This window comes from Micromonospora sp. KC723, from assembly GCF_004348595.1.
Lineage (GTDB): Bacteria > Actinomycetota > Actinomycetes > Mycobacteriales > Micromonosporaceae > Micromonospora.
The window spans coordinates 1-22,305 of sequence record NZ_SMKD01000100.1; the positions used below are offsets into that span (position 1 = coordinate 1).

Genomic DNA, 22,305 nt, shown 5'->3' on the forward strand with positions numbered 1-22,305 from the left:
TGCCGGGGGAGGCGTCGGGGCGGCTGCTGCCCGCCGAGGAGTGGAGCGGGTCGTCGTACGGGTCGGTGCCGATCGGGCACAGCGTCGACGCCACGCCGCTACAGATGGCCGCCGCGTACGCGGCCATCGCCAACGACGGCACCTACGTCCCGCCGCGCCTGATCAAGGAGATCATCGACGGGCAGACCGGCCGGCGTACCCCGGCCGAGCCGCCGGCCACCCGGTCGGTGCTGAGCCCGGCCAACGCCGCCGCGCTGCGCACCATCCTGGAGGCGGTGACGACCGTCGACCACGCCACCGGGCTGGCCGCCGCCGTGCCCGGGTACCGGGTCGCCGGCAAGACCGGCACCGGCTGGCGGCTGGCGAACGGCGTGAAGCAGCCCGGCGAGGTCGGCTCGTTCATCGGGATGGCCCCGGCGGAGAACCCCCGGTACGTGGTGGCGGTCTTCGTGTGGAGCCCGGGGGGCGAGGGTGGCGCCGTCGCCGCCCCGGCGTTCCGCGAGATGATGGGCTTCACGTTGCGCCACTACAAGGTGCCCCCGTCCGGCGGCAAGGCCCCGAAGTTCGAGGTCTTTCCGCGCTGAGCAGGTACGGCGGGACATCATCGGTGGGTGCGGACGAACCACCGGGGCGGCTGTGCGGCCGGAACCGGACGACCGGGTAGGGTCTGACGCCGTGCCCGGCAATCCACGTCCCCGTTCCGTGCCCGGACTCCGGCTCGGCGACCTCGCCGCCCGGCTCGCGCTGGCGCCGCCGGATGGTGCCGCCGACCTGGCGGTGACCGGGGCGACCCATGCCAGCCAGGAGGTCCGCCCCGGCGACCTGTACGCCGCGCTGCCCGGCGCCCGCCGGCACGGCGCGGAGTTCGCCACCGAAGCGGCGGCCGCCGGCGCGGTGGCCGCCCTCACCGACCCGGCGGGCGCCGCCGCGGTGGCCGAGGCCGGACTGCCCGCCCTGGTGGCCGACGATCCCCGGGCGGTGCTGGGCGACCTCGCCTCCGCCGTCTACGGCGACCCGACCGACGCGCTGACCGTCATCGGGATCACCGGCACCGCCGGCAAGACCTCCACCGCCTACCTGGTGGAGTCCGGCCTGCGCGCCGCCGGCCACGTCACCGGGCTGATCGGCACCGTCGAGACCCGCCTGGGCGATGTGGTCGTCGACAGCGTGCGCACCACCCCCGAGGCGACCGACCTGCACGCCATGCTGGCCGCCGCCCGGGAACGGGGGGTGACGGCGCTGGTGATGGAGGTCTCCAGCCACGCCCTGGCGATGGGACGGGTCGGCGGGGTCCGGTTCGGCGTCGGCGGGTACACCAACTTCGGCTCCGACCACCTGGACTTCCACGCCGACGCGGCGGACTACTTCGCGGCGAAGGCGAGGCTCTTCGACGGCCGCTGCGCGGTCGAGGTGCTCAACCACGACGACCCGGCGCTGCGCCCGCTGTTCAAGCCGGCCACCGTCAGCTACTCGGCGGCCGGTGATCCCACCGCCACCTGGTGGGCCGGCGAGGTCGGCGGCGAGGGGTACGCCCAGCGGTTCACCGCGCACGGTCCCGGCGGGGTGGTCGTGCCCGCCGGGGTGGCCCTGCCCGGCCGGCACAACGTCGCCAACGCGCTGCTGGCCATCGCCAGCCTGGTGGCGGTCGGGGTCGACCCGGCGACCGCCGCCCGGGGGGTGGCCGCCTGCGGCGGCGTCCCGGGGCGGCTGGAGCTGGTCAGCGGGGACGCGCCGGTACGCGGTGTGGTCGACTACGCGCACAAGACCGACGCGGTGGTGGCCGCGCTGGCGGCCCTGCGCGAGACGGGCGCCCGGCGGCTGCTCTGCGTGATCGGCGCCGGTGGTGACCGGGACCGGGGCAAGCGGCCGGTGATGGGCGCCGCCGCGGCGGAGGGAGCGGACGTGGTGGTGGTGACCGACGACAACCCGCGCACCGAGGATCCGGCCGCGATCCGGGCGGAGGTGCTCGCCGGGGCGTACGCGGCGGGCACGACGGCCCGGATCATCGAGGTGCCGGGGCGGCGGGCCGCCATCGGCGAGGCGGTGCGGCTGGCCGATCCCGGCGACGTGGTGGCGGTGCTCGGCAAGGGGCACGAGCGGGGCCAGGAGATCGCCGGCGAGGTGCACCCGTTCGACGACCGGGTGGAGCTGGCGGCGGCGCTGGGCGCCCGCTTCGGCGACCGGGCGGGCCGGCCGTGATCGCGCTGAGCCTGGCGGAGGTCGCCGCGGCCGTCGAGGGACGGCTGCTCGCCGCCGACCCGGGGGCCCGGGTGACCGGTCCGGTCGAGTTCGACTCCCGCAAGGTCACCGCCGGGGCGCTCTTCGTCGCCTTCCCCGGCGAGCAGGTCGACGGGCACGACTACGCCGCCGCCGCGGTGGCCTCCGGCGCGGTGGCGGTGCTCGGCACCCGCGAGCTGCCCGGGGTGCCGATGGTGCTGGTGGACGACGCGCTGACCGCGATGGGCCGGCTGGCCCGCGCCGTGGTGGACCGGCTGCCGGAGCTGACCGTGATCGGGTTGACCGGCTCGTCGGGTAAGACCACCACCAAGGACCTGATCGCCCAGCTCACCGTCCGGCTCGGGCCCACGGTGGCCCCGCCCGGCTCGTTCAACAACGAGCTGGGGCATCCGTACACGGCGTTGCAGGCCACGCCGCGGACCCGTTTCCTGGTGCTGGAGAAGGGCGCCCGGGGGATCGGGCACGTGCGGTACCTGTGCGAGGTGGTGCCGCCGCGGATCTCCGTGGTGCTCAACGTCGGGGTGGCGCACCTGGGCGAGTTCGGCTCAAGGGAGAACATCGCGGTGGCCAAGGGGGAACTGGTCGAGTCGTTGCCGGCCGACGGGCTGGCCGTGCTGAACGCCGACGACCCGCTGGTCGACGCGATGGCGGCCCGGACCGGCGCCCGGGTGGTCCGGTACGGCGAGGCGGCGCACGCCGACGTCCGGGCGGTGGACGTGGCCCTGGACGACCGGGGACGGGCGTCGTACACCCTGGTCACCCCGGAGGGGAGCGCGCCGGTACGGCTCGGGCTGACCGGCCGGCACCAGGTCTCCAACTCGCTCGCCGCCGCGGCGGTGGTCCGCGAGCTGGGGATGCCGCTGGACGAGGTGGCGGCGGCCCTGGGCGAGCTGGGGCTGGTCTCGACCCGTCGGATGGACGTCTTCGAACGGCCCGACGGGGTCACCGTAATCGACGACTCGTACAACGCCAACCCGGCGTCGATGGCGGTGGCGCTGCGGGCGCTGGCCGGCATGCGCCGGGGTGGGCGGGCCTTCGCCGCGCTCGGCTACATGGCCGAGCTGGGCGACTACGAACGCGAGGGGCACCGGGAGGTCGGCCGGCTGGTGGCCGAGCTCGGTGTCGACCGGCTGCTCGTGGTGGGTGAGCCGGCCGCGCCGATCCACGAGGGCGCGACAGCGGTAAGTGACTGGGGAGGAGAGTCGGTGCTGCTCACCGATCAGGCGGCGGCCGTCGAGGTGCTGCGCAGCGAGCTACGACCGGGCGACGTCGTCCTGGTGAAGGGCTCCCGGTACCGCACCTGGGAGGTGGCCGACGCGCTGCGCGTGGCGGCCCCCGGGGGGAACGCGGGAAGCGAGCCGGCGCGTCCCGCCGTCGCGGCCGGGGAGGGCGCGGCGTGAGGGCCGTCATCGTCGCCATCGGCGTGGCGTTCCTGGTGTCGTTGCTCTGCACCCCGATCGCGATCCGGGTGTTCACCCGGCTCAAGGCGGGCCAGCCGATCCGGGCCGAGGGCCCGGCCATGCACCAGGGCAAGAAGGGCACGCCGACGATGGGCGGCGTGGTCTTCATCCTGGCCACGGTGATCGCGTACGTCGCCGGTCACCTGGCCCTGACCACCCTCCCGGACGCGCAGATCGCCCAGGTGGAACCCACCATCACCGCGCTGGTGCTGCTGGGGCTGATGGTCTTCTCCGGCGCGGTCGGCTTCATCGACGACTTCCTCAAGGTCCGCAAGCGGCACAGCGGCGGGCTCAACAAGCGGGGCAAGCTGTTCGGCCAGATCCTGGTCGGGGCGGTCTTCGGCGTCGTGGCGCTGTACTTCCCGAGCAGCATGACCGGCCCCTCGGGGGCGGTCACCAACACGGAGACCGTCGGCAGCACCACGCTGAGTTTCATCCGGGACATCCCGGCGCTGGACCTCACCAAGGTCGGCGCGGTGATCGTCTTCATCTTCGTGGTGATGGCGGCGACCAACGGGGTGAACCTCACCGACGGCCTGGACGGCCTGGCCACCGGCGCCTCGGTGATGGTGCTCGCCGCGTACGCGCTGATCGCGTTCTGGCAGTACCGACACTGGTGCGCCGACGAGGCCTACATGAGGGACCCGAACAACTACTGCTACACGGTCCGGGATCCGCTGGAGATCGCGTTGATCGCCGGGGCGGCGGCCGGGGCCTGTGTGGGCTTCCTCTGGTGGAACACCTCACCGGCGCGGATCTTCATGGGCGACACCGGCGCGCTGGGACTGGGCGGCCTGATCGCCGGGATGGCGATGTCCACCCGGACGATCCTGCTGCTGCCGATCATCGGCGGGCTCTTCGTGATCATCACGATGTCGGTGGTGATCCAGATCATCTCGTTCCGGACCACCGGCAAGCGGGTGTTCCGGATGTCACCCCTCCAGCACCACTTCGAGCTCGCCGGCTGGAGCGAGGTCAACATCGTGGTGCGCTTCTGGATCATCGCCGGCATCGGTGTGGCCATCGCCCTCGGGCTGTTCTACAGCGACTTCCTGGCCCACATGGGCTGAACCGGTGGCAACGCGAACGGGGGCGCCATAGCCCAGGCGCCCCCGTTTCGTATTTCGACACGCCGACCGGACCGAACGACCGGAACCGGTGCGCCGCAACCGCGATGATGAGCAGGTGGGGGAGGAACCGACAACCGGCACGACGACACAGGGCCCGTCTCGGCGGGGCACGGGGCGTACCACGGATCCGCCGGCGCCGGCGGGTCTGGACGTGACCGGCGGCCTGGCGGCGCTACGCGGCCTGCTGGCCCGCCCGCTGGCCTCCTACTACCTGCTGCTGTCCAGCGCCGGCCTGCTGCTGCTGATCGGCCTCACCATGGTCTTCTCCGCGACCAGCGTGATGGACTACGCCACCAAGAACGGCGACGCCGCCGCCTCGGTGACCAAGCAGGCCATCTTCGCGGTGATCGGCGTGGTCGCGTTCTGGGCCTGCCAGCGGCTGCCCGCCCGCAGCTTCCGGGCCCTGAGCCGGCCCGCGCTCGGCGTCGCGGTGGCGCTGCTGCTCCTGCTCAACCTGCTGGTGGCCCTGGAGGCGCTGTTCGAGGTGGGCTCGATCGGCCCGCTCTCCGCCAGGCTGCTCTGGCTCTACCTCGGCCCGGTCTCGATCCAGCCGGTCGAGGTGGCCAAGTTCGCGCTGGTGCTGTGGGGCGCGCACGTGCTGGCCCGCAAGGGCGCCGCCCTGGGCTGGTGGAAGGAGTTGGCCACCCCGCTGTTCCCGGTGGTCGGGCTGCTCTTCGTGCTGGTCGGCTACAACGACCTGGGCAGCATGCTCTGTCTGCTGGCGCTGGTGGTGGGGCTGCTCTGGGCGGCCGGCGTACGGATGCGGGTCTTCGCCGCGCTGTCCGCGGCCGGGCTGCTCGGCGTCGGCCTGTTGGTCGCCGCCGCCTCGCTCGGTGCCGGCTCCGGCTCGCGCGACGCCGACAACTACCGGCTGGGCCGGTTGACCATGTGGCTCGACCCACCGGACCCGAAGACCTGCTTCGAGCAGGAGCTGCCGAACTGCTACCAGCTCATCCAGGCCCGGTACGCCATCGAGCAGGGCGGCTGGTTCGGGGTCGGGCTGGGCAAGAGCGGCCTGAAGTTCGGCTGGCTGCCCGAGGCGCACAACGACTTCATCTTCGCCGTCATCGCCGAGGAGCTGGGGGTGGTCGGCTGCGTCGTGGTGCTCACCCTGTTCGCGGTGCTGGCCTACACCGGGCTGCGGATCGCCCGCCGGGTGGAGGACCCGTTCCGCCGGCTCGCCGCCGCGGGCGTCACCGCCTGGCTGGTCGGCCAAGCCGTGATCAACGTCGGTGGGGTGACCGGGTTGCTGCCACTGACCGGGGTGCCGCTGCCGTTCATCTCCGACGGCGGCAGCGCCCTGGTCGTGACGCTCGCGGCGATCGGCATGCTCGCCTCCTTCGCCCGCGCCGAGCCCGACGCGGCCCGAGCCCTGCACGCCCGTCCACCGGCCCGATGGGTCCGACTAGTCTGGGCCCCGTTGCCGCCGCTTCCCGGCCGGCGTCGCCACCCGGCGTCGCCACCGGCTGCCCGAGGGTCCGTACCCCGGTCGCGAGCGCGGCGGTCCGACGACCAGGCCGCGCCGCTGGGCGCCCGGCAGACCCGGGGCCGGGGCGGCACGGCGAGCGAGAGGAGACGCTGATGGGTCCGCTGCGTTCGGTGGTGCTCTGCGGAGGGGGCACGGGTGGCCACATCTACCCGCTGCTCGCCTTCGCCGACTGCCTGCGCCGACACGACCCGGGCGTCCGGATCACCTGCCTCGGCACCCCCAAGGGCCTGGAGAACGAGCTGATCCCGCCGGCCGGCTACGACCTGCGGCAGATTCCCGCCTACCAGCTGCCCCGCTCGGTCAACATGAGCCTGGTGCGCACCCCGGACCGGATGTGGAAGGCGGCCCGCGCCGCCGGCAAGGTGATCGAGGAGGTGCGGGCCGAGGTGGTGGTCGGCTTCGGCGGGTACGTCTCCGTCCCCGGTTACCTCGCCGCCTGGCGGCGGGAGCTGCCGATCGTCATCCACGAGGTGAACGTCCCGCCGGGCGTGGCCAACCGGCTCGGCATGAAGTTCACGAAGAACGTCGCGGTGGGCTTCCCGCACCAGCCGGCCCAGGCCGAGTCGCTGCGTGACGCCCGGGTGGTGGGTGTGCCGCTGCGCCGGGGCATCGCCGGACTGGACCGCAACGCCCTGCGCGACGCCGCCCGGGCCCACTTCGGACTCCGTCCCGACCTGCCGGTGCTCTTCGTCGCCGGCGGCTCGCAGGGCGCCCGTTCGATCAACCTGGCGGTCTCCGGCGCGGCCAAGGAGCTGGCCCGCAACGGCGTGCAGGTGTTGCACGTGATGGGCGCCCGCAACGAGCCGGTGCCGGTCCCCACCGACCTGCCGGTGCCGTACGTGGCCCTGCCCTACCTGTCCGAGATGGAGCTGGGCTACGCCGCCGCCGACCTGATGTTGGCCCGGGGCGGGGCGATGACCTGCGCCGAGGTGGCCGCCATCGGGCTGCCCACCATCTACGTGCCGTACCCGCACTCGAACCAGGAGCAGAAGCGCAACGCGCTGCCGGTGGTCGAGGCCGGCGGCGGGCTGCTGGTCGACGACGCCGAGCTGACCCCGGCCTGGCTGGAGCGCACCGTGGTCCCGCTGCTGCGCGACCCGCGCCGGCTGCACGCGATGGGCGCCGCCGCGGCCGCGTACGGGCGACGCGACGGCGACGTGGCCCTGCTGAACTTCGTCTACGAGGCGGTGGCCCGATGAGGCCCGCCGCCGCGACGGGAAGGTACGCCTCATGAACACCGCGCAGTTCACCCCGGCCGGCACGCTCACCGCGGAGGACCTGGGCCGGATCCACCTGATCGGGGTGGGTGGGGTCGGCATGAGCGGCCTGGCCCGGCTCTTCCTCACCCGTGGCCTGCCGGTGTCCGGCAGTGAGCTGCGCGAGTGGCCGTCCCTGGCCGGCCTGCGCGCGCTGGGCGGAACGATCCACATGAGCCACGAGGCGTCGAACCTCGACGGCGTGGACACGGTCGTCTACTCCTCGGCCATCCCGCCAGACCACCTGGAGATGGTCGAGGCCCGCCGGCGTGGCCTGCGGGTGCTGCACCGCTCGGAGGCGCTGGCCGCGGCGATGACCGGCCGGCGCACCGTGGCCGTCGCCGGCACCCACGGCAAGACCACCACCACCTCGATGGTGACGATGGTGCTCCAGCAGGCCGGCACCGACCCGTCCTTCGTCATCGGCGGGGAGATCTCCGAGGTCGGCTCCGGCGCGCACCACGGCACCGGCGAGTACTTCGTGGTGGAGGCGGACGAGAGCGACCGCTCGTTCCTGATCTACCGCCCGTACGTCTCGATCATCACGAACGTCGAGGCCGACCACCTGAACACCTACGGCGACCTGGCCAACCTGGAGGCGGCCTTCGCCGAGTTCGCCCGGCTCACCGACCCGGACGGGTTCATCGTCACCTGCGCCGACGACCCGGGCGGCCGGCGGATGGCCGAGACGCTGCGCGCCGAGGGGCGTCGGGTGTGGACGTACGGCGAGGCGGTCGACGCCGACCTGCGGTTGAGCGGGATCGCCTCCTCCGCCCAGGGGGTGCGCTACCTGGCCGAGATCGAGGGCCGCTCGCTGGGCGAGATCCGGCTGCCGGTCCCCGGCCGGCACATGGGGCTCAACAGCGCCTCGGCGGTGCTCGCCGCGTACCTGCTGGAGCTGCCGGTCGAGGCGGCGGAGGCGGCGCTGGGCGCGTTTCCCGGCGTGCGTCGACGCTTCGAGCGCAAGGGCGTCGCCGACGGCGTGCTGGTCTACGACGAGTACGCGTACCACCCGACCTCGATGACGCTGGCGTTGCGGACGCTGCGCGAGGTGGCCGGGGACGGCCGGCTGATCGTGGTGTTCCAGCCCTACCGGCTCTACCGCACCCGCGACCTGCAGGCCGAGATCGCGGCGGCGCTGGGGATCGCCGACGAACTGGTGCTGCTGGAGGTCTTCGGCCCGGGTGAGGCGCGCCAGCCGGGGGAGGGTTCGGCCGCGCTGGTCGAGGCGGTCCCGCTGGCCGAGGCGCACAAGGTCTTCGTGGACTCCTGGGACGACGCCCCGGTCGAGGTGGCACGGCGGGCCCGCCCCGGTGACGTGGTGGTGACCATGGGCGCGCCACCGATCTCCCTGATGGGCGATCAGCTCCTCGACGCCCTGCTGGCCCGGGCCGGGGGCGCCGCTGGCACGACGGCCCTCGGCGCTGCCGTCGACCCGGACGGCGCGGCCTCCGCCGCCGGATGAGCCCCGGTCCGGCGCGGGGACGTGCCGCCGGTGTGGACGGTGGTGGCCCCCGGCGTGGCCCGGTCCGCCGCTGGCAGCTGGTCCGGGCGGGCAGCGACGCCGTCCCGCCGTCGACCCGGCGGTTCATGGCCCGGGCGCGGCGGCGTCGGATGCGGGCGGCGTTGCCCTGGGCGGTGGCCGGTGGTGTGCTCGCCGTCGTCGGTCTGGTCGCCTGGACGCTGCTCGGCACCGGGCTGTTCGGCGTGCGGGAGGTGCGTGTGGTCGGGGCGGAGCTGCTCACCCCGGTCGAGGTGCGGGACGCCGCGGCGGTGCCGGACGGCGTGCCGCTGGCCCGGGTCGACCTGGCCGCGACCGCCCGCCGCATCGGCAGGCTGCCTCCGGTGGAGCGGGTCACGGTGACCCGGGACTGGCCGGGGACGCTGGTGGTGACGTTGGTCGAGCGGACCGGCGCGGCGGCGGTGCCGCGCGAGGGGCGGTACGTCGTGATCGACGGCAACGGGGTGGTGTTCCGGACGGTGGACGGTGTGCCGGACGGGCTGCCGGTGGTCCGGCTGGCCGCCCCGGGGCCGGACGACCCGGGCACCCGGGCGGCGCTGGAGGTGCTGGGGGCGCTCACCCCGCAGTTGCGTGCCGAGCTCACCGAGCTCACCGTGGCGGGGCTGGCCCGGATCAGCCTGACCCTGCGTGGGGATCGTACGGTGGTCTGGGGGGACGCCACCCGCGCTTTGGACAAGGCCCGGGTGGCCACCGCGCTGCTCGGTCGGAAGGCCGACACGATCGATGTCAGCGCGCCGGACGTGGTGACGTTCCGATGAGGTCGGCGCGGTACGTGAGTCGTCCCGCCATTGGCGGCGACACGCCGGGCAGGTCCTTGGCTCATCGCGCGGCGGCGCTTACGTTGCCCCGAAGAGGATCAGTGGTTGACATAACCGTAAGCCTCTAGTAGAGGGTGAGGGTTTACCCCCGAAGTCTCACTGGTGACAGCTGTCGTCGACCGCTGGTCTGGCCTCGCCGTACCCGGTCGGCCGAGCCAATCTCGAAGGGAAAGGACCGGAGATGACACCTCCGCACAACTACCTGGCGGTCATCAAGGTCGTCGGCATCGGCGGTGGCGGCGTCAACGCCGTCAACCGGATGATCGAGGTTGGGCTCAAGGGCGTCGAGTTCATCGCGATCAACACGGACGCCCAGGCGCTGCTGATGAGCGACGCCGACGTCAAGCTCGACGTCGGCCGGGAGCTGACCCGCGGGCTCGGGGCGGGCGCCAACCCGGACGTCGGCAAGAACGCCGCCGAGGACCACCGCGACGAGATCGAGGAGGTCCTCAAGGGAGCCGACATGGTCTTCGTGACCTGCGGCGAGGGCGGTGGCACCGGCACCGGCGGGGCGCCGGTGGTGGCGAACATCGCCCGGAAGCTGGGCGCGCTCACCATCGGCGTGGTGACCCGGCCGTTCTCGTTCGAGGGCAAGCGTCGCCAGGTGCAGGCCGAGTCCGGGATAGACGAGCTGCGCAACCAGTGCGACACGCTGATCGTCATCCCGAACGACCGGCTGCTCGCGCTCGGCGACCGCAACATCTCCATGATGGACGCCTTCCGCACCGCCGACCAGGTGCTCCTCTCCGGTGTCCAGGGCATCACCGACCTGATCACCACGCCGGGTCTGATCAACCTGGACTTCGCCGACGTCAAGAGTGTGATGAGCGGCGCGGGCAGCGCGTTGATGGGCATCGGCAGCGCCCGCGGCGAGAACCGCGCGGTGGAGGCGGCCGAGGCGGCCATCTCCAGCCCGTTGCTGGAGCAGAGCATGGACGGCGCGCGCGGCGTGCTGCTCTCCATCGCCGGCGGCTCCGACCTCGGCCTGTTCGAGATCAACGACGCCGCCCAGCTGGTCACCGACGCGGCTCACCCGGACGCGAACATCATCTTCGGGGCGGTGATCGACGACGCGCTCGGTGACGAGGTGCGGGTCACCGTGATCGCGGCGGGCTTCGACGGGGGTGCGCCGGCGTACAAGGCGGCCGAGTCGCCGCGCAAGACCAACCAGAACCAGCCGGCCCCGCAGACCCCGCCGGTGACGCAGCCGACGACGCATCCCGCGCCGCAGCAGTCGCCGCGCCGGGTGCTCTTCGACGACGTGGACGTGCCCGACTTCCTCAAGAACGGTTCCTGAGCGCCGCCGATGACCGACCAACCCACCACGGTCCGACCCGACCGACGGGCCGAGCTCGCCGCCGGGCTGGCCCGGGTCCGTACCCGGATCGCCGACGCCTGCGCCGCCGCCGGCCGGGACCGTGCCGAGGTGACCATGATCGCGGTCACCAAGACGTACCCGGCCGGCGACGTGCTCGCGCTGGCCGGGCTCGGGGTGACCGACGTGGGCGAGAACCGCGACCAGGAGGCCGGGCCGAAGGCGGCCGAGGTGACCGCCGCCGGGGTACACGTCCGCTGGCACTTCATCGGCCAGTTGCAGCGCAACAAGGCCCGCTCGGTGGTCCGCTACGCCGACGTCGTGCACTCGGTGGACAGCGTCCGGCTGGCCCGGGCGTTGGACGCCGCCGCGACCACCGGCCGGGACCGGCCGCTGGACGCTCTGGTGCAGGTGAGCATCGACGGCGATCCGGCCCGCGGCGGGGCGTTGCCCGGCTCGGCCGACCCGGACCGGGGCCTGGACCCGGTCGCCGACGCGCTCGCCGGCGCGACCGGGCTGCGGCTGGCCGGGCTGATGGCGGTGGCCCCGCTGGGCTGGGAGCCGGAGCGGGCGTTCGCCCGGCTCGCCGAGGTGGCGGAACGGTTGCGGCAGCGGTACCCGCAGGCGACGGCGCTCTCGGCGGGGATGAGCGGCGACCTGGAACAGGCCGTCGCCCACGGCGCGACACATGTCCGCGTCGGTAGCGCGTTGCTCGGAATGCGTCCCACGCTGCGGTAGCCTGGCCGCGATAGAAGCAAATTACATCAGTGTTGTTCAGGAACGGCGTCCCTGTGCTCGGGGGGCCACGGCGGGCGGCCGCGAAACGTCCGTCGGGGATTGCCGCTCCGATCCGGTGGGCATGGGATGTCCACTCGTGATCACGGCGACACGGCACGGGGGTGCGTGCCGCACGGCGGACGGAAGGGCGCGGGATGGGTGCACTGCGCAAGGCGGGGGTCTGGCTCGGTCTCGTCGAGGAGGACGACGAGCGGGCCTACGACGACGGTGGCTACGACAAGCCGGGTTACCGCGAGTCGCGGTACCGGTCGAGCCGGTACGCCGAGGAGTTCGCCGACGACGATGACGACGAGGCGGAGGAGCCGCCGGCGCCGCGTCCGCGGCTCGGTGACCGGGGCCGGCTCGGCGACCGTGTGACGAGCCGTGCGGTGGAGGCCGAGCGGGCCGACGACGAGCGCCCGGAGCGCCCGGAGCGCGCCGAGCGGTCCAGTGTGCGCTCGATCACCCGCTCCGGCCAGGGGGACACCTCGGGCGCGCTGTCGTACCACACCCGGGACAACCTCGCCCTGGCTCCGCAGGCCCAGCCGCGCGAGCGGACGGTGGCGGCCGAGGAGGAGCAGCGGTACCAGATCACCACCCTTCACCCGACGACCTACCGGGAGGCGCGCACCATCGGCGAGCACTTCCGCGACGGCGTACCGGTGATCATCAACCTCACCGAGATGGACGAGGCCGACGCCCGTCGACTGGTGGACTTCGCCGCCGGGCTCGCCTTCGGGCTGCGCGGTACGATCGAGCGCGTGACCAACCGGGTGTTCCTGCTCTCACCGGCCAACGTCCAGGTCACCGCTGAGGACAAGGCCAAGATCGCTGAGGGCGGCTTTTTCAGCCTGAGCTAGTCCGCCCGACCGAGGGACGTCGCCTACCGTGTTGTCGATCCTGTTGCAGGTGCTGTACCTGATCCTGTATGTCTTCCTGATCGTGCTCCTGGCCCGGTTCGTCCTGGGCGCCGTCCTTCAGTACGGCCGCCGGTGGCAGCCGGGCCGCGGAGCGTCGGCAGGCCTGGAATCCGTGTGGAGCGTCACTGATCCCCCTCTCAAGGCGTTGAGGCGTGTGATCCCTCCGTTGCGAATTGGTACCGTGAGCATCGACCTGGCCTCGCTTGTGCTCCTGGTTATCCTGTTCGTGCTGATGAGGTTTGTGTTGACGCCGTCGATCATCGCGGTTTCCTGATGACCGGCACGCTACGCGGCCGCAACTGACCCGAGGAGTTTCGATGCCGCTGACCCCGGCTGACGTCCATAACGTCGCCTTCAAGAAGCCGCCGATCGGCAAGCGGGGGTACGACGAGGAGGAGGTCGACGCCTTCCTGGACGAGGTCGAGCGCGAGCTCGCCCGTCTGATCGAGGAGAACAACGAGCTGCGCGCCCAGGTGGAGCGCGGCGGTCGTGGCGGTGCTCCGGCCGGCCCCGGCGGTGACGCCCGCCTCGCCGCCGAGCTCAACGACGTCAAGGCCCAGCTCGACCGGGTGCAGCGCGACAAGGCCGCGGCCGAGCAGGCCGCCCGGGCGATGCAGGCCGAGCTGGAGCAGGTGCGCGCCACCGGCGTACCGGCCAGCGCCGGCGACGGCGAGCAGCAGGCGCTGCGGGTGCTGATGATGGCCCAGCGGACCGCCGACGACCACGTCTCCGACGCCCGCCGCGAGGCCGACCAGCTTCTCTCCGAGGCCCGGTCGAAGGCCGAGGAGGTAACCCGCGAGGCCCGCGCCAAGGCCGACGCGCTGGAGCGCGACGCCCGCCAGCGGCACCAGGAGGCCATGGGCGGCCTGGACGCCAAGCGCACCGCGTTGCAGAAGCACATCGAGGAGCTCAAGCAGTTCGAGCGCGAGTACCGCACCCGGCTCAAGGCCTACCTCGAGAGCCAGCTGCGTGACCTCGACGGCCGTGGTCAGGGCCTGGAGGCCGAGATGACCCGCGCCGACGGCAGTCGTGCCGTCGGCGGCAACGGTCTGGCCGCCGCCGGTCTCGCCGGTTCGTACGGCGGCGGTCGCTCCGGCGCTCTCGAAGCCGGCCGCTGATCCGACGGTCGGCGATCGTCCCCGGACGGGCCGCCGACCGCGTCACACCGACACGACGCGGCGGGGGTGAGCCGTGCTAGTCGCAAGTCTGCTGCTCATCCTCGTCGCCGTGGTGCTGCTGGTCCTCGGTCTCACCGACGGTTCCAGCGCCCTGTTGGTCAGTTCCATCGCGGTGAGCCTGTTGGCCGCCGTCGCGTTGGTGGCCGGCGCCCGCCAGGTGGCCGCCGCCCGGGCGACGGGTCAACGGGTCGGACCGCGTACGGCATGGGGGTTCACGGGCACGTTCCGTCCGACCGCACCACCGGCCGCCCAGGCCCCGGTGCAGCCGGAGATCCCTGTCCAGCACGTGCCCCCGACGGTCGGCGCCGGTGGCGACGGGTGGCGGCAACCGCCCGAGCCGCCGGCGACCGGAGTCGGGGACGGCCTGTGGGAGTCGCCCGCCCCGGGGGAGCCGGGTGCCGTGACGACCCGCCACGTCCCGGCCGACGAGGCCAGCGGGCCGTGGGAGTCCGCCGGCGTGGCCGAGCGTGGCCCGGACGGCGACCTCACCGGACCGTGGTGGCCGGTGAGCCCCGCGCCCGCACCGGACGCCCCGCAGCGCGTCGAGCCCACACCGGACGCGCCGGAGCGCGTCGATCCGGTCGGCGGCGCGGTCTGCCCCGACGACGAGCCGGAGGTCCAGCGTGTGTCGCCCGCCGACGCCGCCCGGGTCGCCCGGCTCGACGCCGAGGTGCGGGTCGTCGACGGCCGCCCCCGCTACCACCTCGCCTCCTGCCCGCACCTGTTCGGGCGCGACGACGAGCCGCTGCCGGTCTTCGAGGCGGTCTCGCTCGGGTTCACACCGTGCGCGGCCTGCGCGCCGGACACCACCCTGCTCGCCGACGCCCCGCCGCGTTGACCCCGATGCCCGAGAACGCGCTCACCGTCGCCGTGCGGGTCAAGCCCGGGGCGTCCCGCGCCCGGGTCGGGGGCCGCTTCGACGGCCCGCACGGTCCGGCACTGGTCATCGCGGTGAACGCCCCGGCGGTCGACGGCCGGGCCACCGAGGCGGCCCGCCGGGCCCTGGCCGGCGCGCTGGGCGTCCGGCCGGCGGCGGTGTCCCTGCGTACCGGCGCGGGCAGCCGGGACAAGCTGTTCAGTGTCGAGCACCCCGATCCCGAGCTGGCCGACGTGCTCCGGCGGCTGCGCGACGGATCGGCCGGGTGAGGGCCTTTCGGGTCGGTGCCCCGTGACGCCCGGGCTGAACCTCGCGCTGTTGCTGGGCGCCGCGGTTCTGCTGGTCGCCGTCGGCGCGGTCCGCTTCTCCACCCGGCTCGGCGTGCCGAGTCTCCTGGTCTACCTGGCGCTCGGGGTGGCCATCGGGGAGGCGGGCCTGGGCATCGCGTTCGACGACGCGGAACTGACCCGGGTGCTGGGCTTCTGCGCGCTGATCGTGATCATCGCGGAGGGCGGGCTCACCGCCCGGTGGAGCACCCTGCGCCCGGTGCTCGGGATGGCGGCGGCGCTCGCCACGGTCGGAGTGCTGGTCAGCATCCTGGTGGTCGGCGCGGTGGTGCACGTGCTGCTCGGGTTGGACTGGCGGCTGGCTCTGCTCTACGGTGCCGTGCTCTCCTCCACCGACGCGGCGGCGGTCTTCGCCACGCTGCGCCGGCTACGCCTGCCGCCCCGGCTGGTGGCCACCCTGGAGGCGGAGTCCGGCATCAACGACGCCCCGGTGGTGATCCTGGTGGTGCTGCTGTCGGCCGGCGCCGCCGAGGGCCATCCCTGGTGGTACGAGGTGCTCCTGGTCGGGTACGAGCTGGGTGTCGGTGCGGCGGTCGGCCTGGCCGTCGGGTTCGCCGGGCGGTACGTGTTGCGCCGGGAGGCGCTGCCCTCGTCGGGCCTGTACCCGATCGCGGTGATCGGTTCCACCGTGCTGGCGTACGCCGTCGGCGCGGTGCTGCACGCCTCCGGTTTCCTCGCCGTCTACGTGGCCGGCGTGCTGCTCGGCAACGCCCGGTTGCCGCACCGGCAGGCCATTCTGGGTTTCGCCGACGGGCTGGCCTGGTTGGCCCAGATCGGGCTCTTCGTGCTGCTCGGCCTGCTGGCCACGCCGAGCCGGTTGCCCGCGGCGGTGCTGCCCGCCGTGGTGACCGGGTTGGCGCTGCTGCTGGTCGCCCGGCCGCTGTCGGTGTTCGTCTCCGCGCTGCCGTTCCGGTTGCGGCTGCGCGAGCAGGCGTTCCTGTCCTGGGCGGGGCTGCGCGGGGCGGTGCCGATCGTGCTCGCCACCATCCCGCTGTCGGAGCGGGTGCCGGGGGCCGACCGGCTCTTCGACGCGGTCTTCGTCCTGGTGGTGATCTTCACCCTGTTGCAGGCGGGGACGCTGGCTTCGGCGGCCCGCCGGTTGGGGGTGACCGCACCGGCGGAGTTGACGGAGATCCGGGTGGAGACGGCCCCACTGGAGCGGATGCGGGCGGACCTGCTCCAGCTGGAGGTGCCGCCCGGCTCCCGGCTGGCCGGGGTGCACGTGGACGAGCTGCGGCTGCCGGTGGGCGCCTCGGTGACCCTGGTGTCGCGCGACGGGACGGGGTTCGTTCCCGGCCCGGACACCCGGCTGATGGTTGGCGACAGCGTGCTGATCGTGGCGACCATGGCGGTCCGGGACGAGGTCGAGCGGCGGTTGCGGGCGGTCAGCCGGCGGGGCCGCCTCGCCAGATGGTTTGGCGAGTACGGGGAGGATAGGGACGACTGATCTGCTAGCGTTCCTTTTGCCCTGATTAGGGCTTACTCGGGGCTGAATAGCGGTACGGCGGTGCGGCACGTTGTCGGACGCCTGTACGTTCCGTATTCTTGCCAACCTCCGGAGTGCGCGGCCCTCGTCGCCGCGCGCCCGTTTTGTTACATGGGGGGCGCCAGGCCGGTGACCCCTGGCACCGCCGACCGCCGCGTGACGCGGCTGAGGGAGCTGACGATGGCGAAGCCAGCCGACACCAGGACCGCCGGCCGTAAGCCGGCGGCGAAGGCCACCCGCAGCGCGGCGGAGACCGAGAAGATCCGGGCGGCCCTGGCGGCCCGACGGGACGAGCTGCGCGCCGAGTACGATCAGACGCTGAGCGAGATCACCGAGCTGCAGCGCGACCGGCTGACCGACTCGGCCGGGGACGACCAGGCCGACACCGGCACCAAGACGTTAGAGCGTGAGCAGGAGATCTCCCTCGCCAACAGCATCAGGGAACGGATCACGCAGGTCGAGCGGGCGCTGGAGCGGCTCGACGAGGGTGGCTACGGATGGTGCGAGCGGTGCGGGAACCCGATCCCCGTGGAGCGGCTCGCCGCCTTCCCGTCGGCGACCCTCTGCGTGACCTGCAAGCAGCTGGAGGAGCGGCGCTGAGATTCGCTCCCCGCTGACCCGCGAGACGGCGAAACCCTCGCCGTCCCAGACGTCGATGGGGAGTCGATGACCACAGCACCGACCGCCGGATCCGGCACCACCGAGCCGGGCGGCGGCACGCCCCGCGGGCGGGCGGTCGTGGTCCTGACCAGCATCGCCCTGGTGGCCCTGCTGGCCGACCTGCTCACCAAGCACCTGGCCTTGCAGGCCCTGGACGACCGCCCGCCGGTGCGGCTGCTCGGCGGCGCCGTGTACCTGACCCTGACCCGCAACAGCGGGGCGGCCTGGAGCATCGGCGCCGACCACACCTGGGTCTTTCCGCTGATCACCATCGGTGTGGTCGGCTGGATCGTCTGGATGGCGCTGCGACTGCGGTCGCTGCCCTGGGCGGTCTCGCTCGGCCTGGTGCTCGGCGGCGCGCTCGGCAACCTCGTCGACCGGATCTTCCGCGCGCCCGGGCACTTCGTCGGGCACGTGGTGGACATGGTCAGCCTCTTCGACCCGTACGGCCGGGTCTGGCCGGTGTTCAACCTCGCCGACAGCGCCCTGGTCTGCGGTGTGCTCCTGGCCGTGCTGCTCGAACTGACCGGGCGCCAGCGCGACGGCAGCCGGCTCGGCAGGGGTGGGGGCGGGGACTCCGCCGGCACGCCGTCCGGCGCCGGCGCCGGGCAGCGGGAGCGGGCGTGACCTCGGCCTTCGCCGCGGGCGGCGACCACCGATCCCTTCCCGTCCCCGACGGGCTCGACGGCATGCGTCTGGACCAGGCCGTCTCCCGCCTCTTCGGGCTCTCCCGCACCGTCGCGGCGGCCCTGGTCGACGCCGGCGACGCCCTGGTCGACGGCGCCGTCCGACCGAACTCGTACCGGGTCAAGGCCGGTTCCTGGCTGGAGGTGACCCTGCCCGCCCCGGCCGCCCCGCCGACGGTGGTGCCGCAGGCGGTGCCCGGTCTGCGAGTCGTCCACGCCGACGACGACATCGTGGTGGTCGACAAGCCGGTCGGGGTGGCCGCCCATCCCAGCCCGGGCTGGACCGGACCGACGGTGATCGGTGGCCTGGCCGGCATCGGGCACCGCATCTCCACCAGCGGCGCCGCCGAGCGCCAGGGCGTGGTGCACCGCCTCGACGTGGGCACCACCGGCATCATGGTGGTGGCCAAGAGCGAGCAGGCGTACACGGCCCTGAAGCGGGCGTTCAAGTACCGCGAGGTGGAGAAGCGCTACCACGCCGTCGTGCAGGGGCATCTCGACCCGCTGCGCGGCACCGTCGACGCCCCGATCGACCGGCACCCGCACCACGACTACCGCTGGGCGGTGGTCTCCGGCGGCAAGCCCAGCGTCACCCACTACGACACCCTGGAGGCGTTCCCGGCCGCCAGCCTGCTCGACGTCACGCTGGAAACCGGTCGGACGCACCAGATCCGGGTGCACCTCTCGACCCTGCGGCACCCGTGCGTGGGCGACCTCACCTACGGCGCGGACCCGACGCTCTCCGCCCGGCTGGGGCTGAGCCGGCAGTGGCTGCACGCCCGGTCGCTGAGCTTCCGGCATCCGCGCAGCGGCGACGAGGTGACCTTCGTCAGCGAGTACCCGGACGACCTGGCGCGCGCGCTGGCGATCCTGCGCGACTGACGTGTCCGAGCCGCCACCCGTGCCGCCGGCCGGTCGACCGCGCCGCGCCCGGCCCGGCTGGCTGGGCTGGGCGGCGGCCCTGTGCCTCGGCGCGGTGCTGTTCACCGCCGCCGGGCTGGGCCGCCGCGACGCGCCGGCCGGTGACCGCACCGTCGGCGAGGTCACCCGGGTCGGGGTCCGGCAGGGCGAGACGATCCCCGGGTACGCCCGGCAGGCCCGGGCGGAGCTGGCCGCGCTGCCGCCGGGCGCGGCGTACGCCCTGGTGTCCTTCGACGCCTACCTCGCGCCGGGGAGGCTGCCGGCGGTGCTGGCGGAGGTCGAGGCCGCCCGGGTGCTCGCCCGGGTGCCGCTGCCGGGCCGGCAGACCGAGGTGGTCCGGTTGGCGGCGTACCGGCTCCCGCGGGACGTCGTCGCCGGCATGTCCGCGCTGGCCGACCGGAAGGACCGGGAGGCCGCCGACCAGCGTGCCCGGGCGGCGGGCGCCGCCGACGCCGAGCTGCGCCGGGTGTACGACACCGGCGCGGAGGTAGCCGCGCGGGAGGCCGAGGCGTACCGGGCGGGGTGTGCGTGCGTCTACGCGGCGGTGGTACGCGCCGAACCGGACCTGCTGCGGGCGGTGGCCGCCCGGCCCGGCGTCCGGGCCGTCGACCCGGCGCCCGAGGTGCGCCGGCTGGACCGGGCGGTATTCACCCCACCGCTGCCCGAGCAGCGCGGCGTGGCCCGGCCGCCGGCCGACACGGCGCTCGTCCCGACCGGTCCGGCGATGGGCGATTCGTCGGAAGCGGCACCGGCCGTGATCAGTTCCTCACCGCCGTCCCTCGGCCGGGCCGGACTCCCGAAACCGGCCGCCACCTCCCGAAACACGGCCCGCGCGGGCGTCGTGACCCGGAATGTGGCAAGGATGCCGCCAGGGGATGTGCGCGCACAGGTGTGGTCCGAATAGGGTTTCGTTCGTAGCCTGTCAGGCGGAGATCGATGCGCGGGAGGGCGAGCCTTGGACGGCACCGAGACCGGCTGGGGCCGGTCGGCCGAAGCGGCCCCGCGATGGCGGGCGCTGCTCGACCGTGCCCGCCTCGGCGGCCGGGCCGCCGAGCACGGGGAGCCCGAACGCCGGGCGGAGGAGCCGCCGCACGAGCCGCTGCCCCGGCGTGGGCAGGGCACCGACTGGTCCGGGCGGGGCTCGGCCGTCGTGCCGCCGCAGCCGACGTACGGCGCCGACCCCGGTTACCGGGCGGAGGGGACGTACCGGGTCGACCCGGCGTACCGTGCCCACCCCGGCCACCCACCCGAGCCGGGGTACCCACCGGAGCCGGGCTACCGACCCGATCCGGCGTACCCGGAACCGGTGGCCGAGTCGCGGTACGCGCTGCTCGACAACGGCTACCGGCACGAGCCGCCGCCGGCGGAGTCCCGCTACGCGCCGCTGCTCGACGAGGGCTACCGGCCCGGCTACGCCCCGCCCGAGCCCGCGTACCCGCAGCCGCCGACCTACCAGCCCGAGCCGACCTACCAGCCCGAGCCGGCGTACCAGCCCGAGCCGACCTACCAGCCCGAGCCGGCGTACCCGCCGGCGTTGACGACCGACCGGAGCTACCCTCCGGCCCGGATCGAGCCGGCCCGGATCGAGTGGCGCGCGCAGACCCCGCAGGACGAGCAGGAGCGGGCCGCCGCCGTCCTCCGCCGCGACCTGGGCACTCCCCGGGTGCTGGCCTTCGCCAACCCGAAGGGCGGGGTGCACAAGACCACCGCGACGGTGCTCGCCGCGGCCACCGTCGGCAGCGTGCGCGGCCGGGGCGTGCTGGCGTGGGACGACAACGAGCTGCGGGGCACCCTCGGGCTGCGTGCCGGCAGCGCCCGACACGCCCGGACGATCCGGCACCTGATCAGCGACCTGGCGCACATCGAGATCCGCGAGGGCGCCGAGCTGCTGGCGGCCCTCGACGACTACCTGCGGCACGCCTCCGACGGCTCGTACGACGTGCTGGCCGGGGAGGAGAGCCCGCGGTTCGCCCAGCGGCTGGACCAGTTCACCGTCAAACGGGTGCTGGAGCTGCTGCGCCGCACCCACGACGTGGTTTGCGTGGACACCGGCAACAACGTGGAGAGCCCGAACTGGCGGACGGTCATGAACGCCGCCGACCAGCTCGTGGTGACCACCGTGCCCCGGGAGGACGCCGCGTTCAGCGCCGACTGGATGCTGGACCTGCTGCACGAGGTGGGCATGGGAGAACTGGCCGACAACGCGGTGACCCTGATCTCCTGCCCCACGCCGGGCCGCACCAGCCTCCAGGCCGACCTGGAGCGGCACTTCGCCACCCGCACCAGGGCGGTGGCCGTGGTGCCGTACGACCCGGCGCTGGAGACCGGCTCCTCGATCGACTACCACCAGCTCCAGCCGGAAACCCGGCAGGCGTGGCTGCGGGCCGCCGCGGTGATGCTGGAGCCGTTCGCCCGCTGAGGGGGTGCCGGGCCACCGGCGCCCCGCCGCACGGCTTCACCTGAGAAGATCGTCGGGTGAGCCCGGACACCCCCGACCCGCACCGCCCCGTCGACCGTCCCGACGAGCCGGTCGGTGTCGATCCGGCATCCGCCGGCTCCCCCGGGGCGGACGTCCCGCCCGACACCGGGCCGCAGGCCGGCCCCTGGCCGCCGCCCGAGCTGGCCTGGCCTCCGGCGTACGCCGGCAGTCACGGGCCGGTCGAGCCGCCCCGGCGCGGCGTGGCGGTGGCCGCCGCGACCCTGCTCGGGCTGACCGCGCTGGGAGTGCCGCTCGGCCTGCTGTGGGCCGCCGTGGCACCGGACACCCCCGTGATCAAGACCGCCGACGGCGCGATCTACGCCCAAACGCAGCCGGAGCAGCCGATCGCCGCCGACGGCTGGTTCAGCCTGCTCGGGCTCGGGTTCGGGGTGCTCGTCGCGATCGGGCTGTGGGTGGTGCTGCGCCGCCGCCGGGGGCCCGCCATGCTCGGCGTGGCCGCCCTCGGCGCGCTCGGGGCCTCGCTGGTCGCCTGGCAGCTGGGCCGCCGCATCGGGCTGTCCGCATACGAGCGGCTGCTGGCCGGCGCCCCGGACGGCACCGCCTTCAGCAAGCCCGCCGACCTGCGCGCCGGCGGCATCGAGTGGGTCTTCGGCGGGCTGCCGGTGCCCTTCGGCAACGTGCTGCTGCCGGCGTTCGCCGCCGCCGTGACGTACACCCTGCTGGCCGGCTGGTCCCGTTGGCCGTCGCTGCGCCCGGAGCCCGAGCTGCCCGGCCTTTCCTCTGCC

22 protein-coding genes are annotated in these 22,305 nt (G+C 74.1%); all 22 read left to right on the top strand.

Going from position 1 to position 22,305, the window contains the following annotated elements:
• Positions 1 to 584, top strand: a 584-nt coding sequence (locus tag E1165_RS20495; protein WP_256370685.1) for a penicillin-binding transpeptidase domain-containing protein, incomplete at its 5' end; no start/stop codon positions are given.
• Between the two features lie 52 nt (positions 585 to 636).
• The gene (locus tag E1165_RS20500; RefSeq protein WP_132393411.1) at positions 637 to 2,199 is read left to right on the top strand and encodes a UDP-N-acetylmuramoyl-L-alanyl-D-glutamate--2,6-diaminopimelate ligase; all 1,563 of its coding nucleotides are present in this window, start codon (positions 637 to 639) and stop codon (positions 2,197 to 2,199) included.
• Positions 2,196 to 3,638 carry a UDP-N-acetylmuramoyl-tripeptide--D-alanyl-D-alanine ligase gene (murF, locus tag E1165_RS20505; protein WP_132393412.1) on the top strand — a complete coding sequence of 481 codons (1,443 nt, stop codon included), beginning with the start codon at positions 2,196 to 2,198 and terminating at the stop codon, positions 3,636 to 3,638. Before E1165_RS20500 ends, murF begins: the two co-directional genes overlap by 4 nt.
• Positions 3,635 to 4,768: a phospho-N-acetylmuramoyl-pentapeptide-transferase gene (gene mraY, locus E1165_RS20510; protein WP_132393413.1), complete on the top strand. Its 1,134-nt coding sequence runs from the start codon at positions 3,635 to 3,637 to the stop codon at positions 4,766 to 4,768. Before murF ends, mraY begins: the two co-directional genes overlap by 4 nt.
• 223 nt (positions 4,769 to 4,991) lie before the next feature.
• Positions 4,992 to 6,410, top strand: a complete 1,419-nt coding sequence (locus E1165_RS20515) for an FtsW/RodA/SpoVE family cell cycle protein (protein WP_132393429.1) — start codon at positions 4,992 to 4,994, stop codon at positions 6,408 to 6,410.
• Positions 6,410 to 7,516: an undecaprenyldiphospho-muramoylpentapeptide beta-N-acetylglucosaminyltransferase gene (murG, locus tag E1165_RS20520; protein ID WP_132393414.1), complete on the top strand. Its 1,107-nt coding sequence runs from the start codon at positions 6,410 to 6,412 to the stop codon at positions 7,514 to 7,516. Before E1165_RS20515 ends, murG begins: the two co-directional genes overlap by 1 nt.
• Before the next feature lie 31 nt (positions 7,517 to 7,547).
• Positions 7,548 to 9,038 carry a UDP-N-acetylmuramate--L-alanine ligase gene (murC, locus tag E1165_RS20525; protein ID WP_132393415.1) on the top strand — a complete coding sequence of 497 codons (1,491 nt, stop codon included), beginning with the start codon at positions 7,548 to 7,550 and terminating at the stop codon, positions 9,036 to 9,038.
• 32 nt (positions 9,039 to 9,070) lie between these two features.
• Complete coding sequence (locus E1165_RS20530) at positions 9,071 to 9,853, top strand: cell division protein FtsQ/DivIB (RefSeq protein WP_207916973.1); 783 nt, start codon at positions 9,071 to 9,073, stop codon at positions 9,851 to 9,853.
• A gap of 241 nt (positions 9,854 to 10,094) precedes the next feature.
• Positions 10,095 to 11,210 (top strand): cell division protein FtsZ, encoded by a 1,116-nt coding sequence (gene ftsZ, locus E1165_RS20535; RefSeq protein ID WP_132393417.1) that lies wholly within the window; start codon positions 10,095 to 10,097, stop codon positions 11,208 to 11,210.
• A gap of 9 nt (positions 11,211 to 11,219) precedes the next feature.
• Positions 11,220 to 11,966: a YggS family pyridoxal phosphate-dependent enzyme gene (locus E1165_RS20540; RefSeq protein WP_132393418.1), complete on the top strand. Its 747-nt coding sequence runs from the start codon at positions 11,220 to 11,222 to the stop codon at positions 11,964 to 11,966.
• Positions 11,967 to 12,160: 194 nt separating this feature from the next.
• Positions 12,161 to 12,865: a cell division protein SepF gene (locus tag E1165_RS20545; protein WP_132393419.1), complete on the top strand. Its 705-nt coding sequence runs from the start codon at positions 12,161 to 12,163 to the stop codon at positions 12,863 to 12,865.
• Between the two features lie 28 nt (positions 12,866 to 12,893).
• Positions 12,894 to 13,199 (top strand): YggT family protein, encoded by a 306-nt coding sequence (locus E1165_RS20550; RefSeq protein WP_132184669.1) that lies wholly within the window; start codon positions 12,894 to 12,896, stop codon positions 13,197 to 13,199.
• 43 nt (positions 13,200 to 13,242) lie between these two features.
• Positions 13,243 to 14,043, top strand: coding sequence for a DivIVA domain-containing protein (locus tag E1165_RS20555; RefSeq protein ID WP_132393420.1), 801 nt, complete (start codon positions 13,243 to 13,245; stop codon positions 14,041 to 14,043).
• 73 nt (positions 14,044 to 14,116) lie between these two features.
• Positions 14,117 to 14,941, top strand: coding sequence for a hypothetical protein (locus tag E1165_RS20560; protein WP_132393421.1), 825 nt, complete (start codon positions 14,117 to 14,119; stop codon positions 14,939 to 14,941).
• Between the two features lie 5 nt (positions 14,942 to 14,946).
• Positions 14,947 to 15,249 carry a DUF167 domain-containing protein gene (locus tag E1165_RS20565; RefSeq protein ID WP_132393422.1) on the top strand — a complete coding sequence of 101 codons (303 nt, stop codon included), beginning with the start codon at positions 14,947 to 14,949 and terminating at the stop codon, positions 15,247 to 15,249.
• A 22-nt stretch (positions 15,250 to 15,271) separates the two neighbouring features.
• Positions 15,272 to 16,774 carry a potassium/proton antiporter gene (locus E1165_RS20570; RefSeq protein WP_132393423.1) on the top strand — a complete coding sequence of 501 codons (1,503 nt, stop codon included), beginning with the start codon at positions 15,272 to 15,274 and terminating at the stop codon, positions 16,772 to 16,774.
• Between the two features lie 219 nt (positions 16,775 to 16,993).
• Positions 16,994 to 17,413: a TraR/DksA C4-type zinc finger protein gene (locus tag E1165_RS20575; protein ID WP_132393424.1), complete on the top strand. Its 420-nt coding sequence runs from the start codon at positions 16,994 to 16,996 to the stop codon at positions 17,411 to 17,413.
• A gap of 66 nt (positions 17,414 to 17,479) precedes the next feature.
• Positions 17,480 to 18,100, top strand: a complete 621-nt coding sequence (lspA, locus tag E1165_RS20580) for a signal peptidase II (RefSeq protein ID WP_132393425.1) — start codon at positions 17,480 to 17,482, stop codon at positions 18,098 to 18,100.
• Positions 18,097 to 19,041: an RluA family pseudouridine synthase gene (locus tag E1165_RS20585; protein WP_132393426.1), complete on the top strand. Its 945-nt coding sequence runs from the start codon at positions 18,097 to 18,099 to the stop codon at positions 19,039 to 19,041. The genes lspA and E1165_RS20585 overlap by 4 nt, the downstream gene beginning before the upstream one ends.
• A gap of 1 nt (position 19,042) precedes the next feature.
• Positions 19,043 to 19,984 (top strand): hypothetical protein, encoded by a 942-nt coding sequence (locus E1165_RS20590; RefSeq protein WP_371687370.1) that lies wholly within the window; start codon positions 19,043 to 19,045, stop codon positions 19,982 to 19,984.
• Positions 19,985 to 20,035: 51 nt separating this feature from the next.
• Entirely contained in the window at positions 20,036 to 21,499 is a 1,464-nt protein-coding gene (locus E1165_RS20595) for an AAA family ATPase (protein ID WP_132393427.1), read from the top strand.
• Between the two features lie 56 nt (positions 21,500 to 21,555).
• The coding region (locus E1165_RS20600) for a DUF2567 domain-containing protein (RefSeq protein WP_132393428.1) at positions 21,556 to 22,305 on the top strand (750 nt) is incomplete at its 3' end.

Coding starts and splice junctions, on each gene's coding strand:
- E1165_RS20545 (WP_132393419.1), top strand. CDS start 12,161: ATGGGTGCACTGCGCAAGGCGGGGGTCTGGCTCGGTCTCGTCGAGGAG.
- ftsZ (WP_132393417.1), top strand. CDS start 10,095: ATGACACCTCCGCACAACTACCTGGCGGTCATCAAGGTCGTCGGCATC.
- E1165_RS20565 (WP_132393422.1), top strand. CDS start 14,947: ATGCCCGAGAACGCGCTCACCGTCGCCGTGCGGGTCAAGCCCGGGGCG.
- E1165_RS20540 (WP_132393418.1), top strand. CDS start 11,220: ATGACCGACCAACCCACCACGGTCCGACCCGACCGACGGGCCGAGCTC.
- E1165_RS20575 (WP_132393424.1), top strand. CDS start 16,994: ATGGCGAAGCCAGCCGACACCAGGACCGCCGGCCGTAAGCCGGCGGCG.
- murC (WP_132393415.1), top strand. CDS start 7,548: ATGAACACCGCGCAGTTCACCCCGGCCGGCACGCTCACCGCGGAGGAC.
- E1165_RS20555 (WP_132393420.1), top strand. CDS start 13,243: ATGCCGCTGACCCCGGCTGACGTCCATAACGTCGCCTTCAAGAAGCCG.
- lspA (WP_132393425.1), top strand. CDS start 17,480: ATGACCACAGCACCGACCGCCGGATCCGGCACCACCGAGCCGGGCGGC.
- murG (WP_132393414.1), top strand. CDS start 6,410: ATGGGTCCGCTGCGTTCGGTGGTGCTCTGCGGAGGGGGCACGGGTGGC.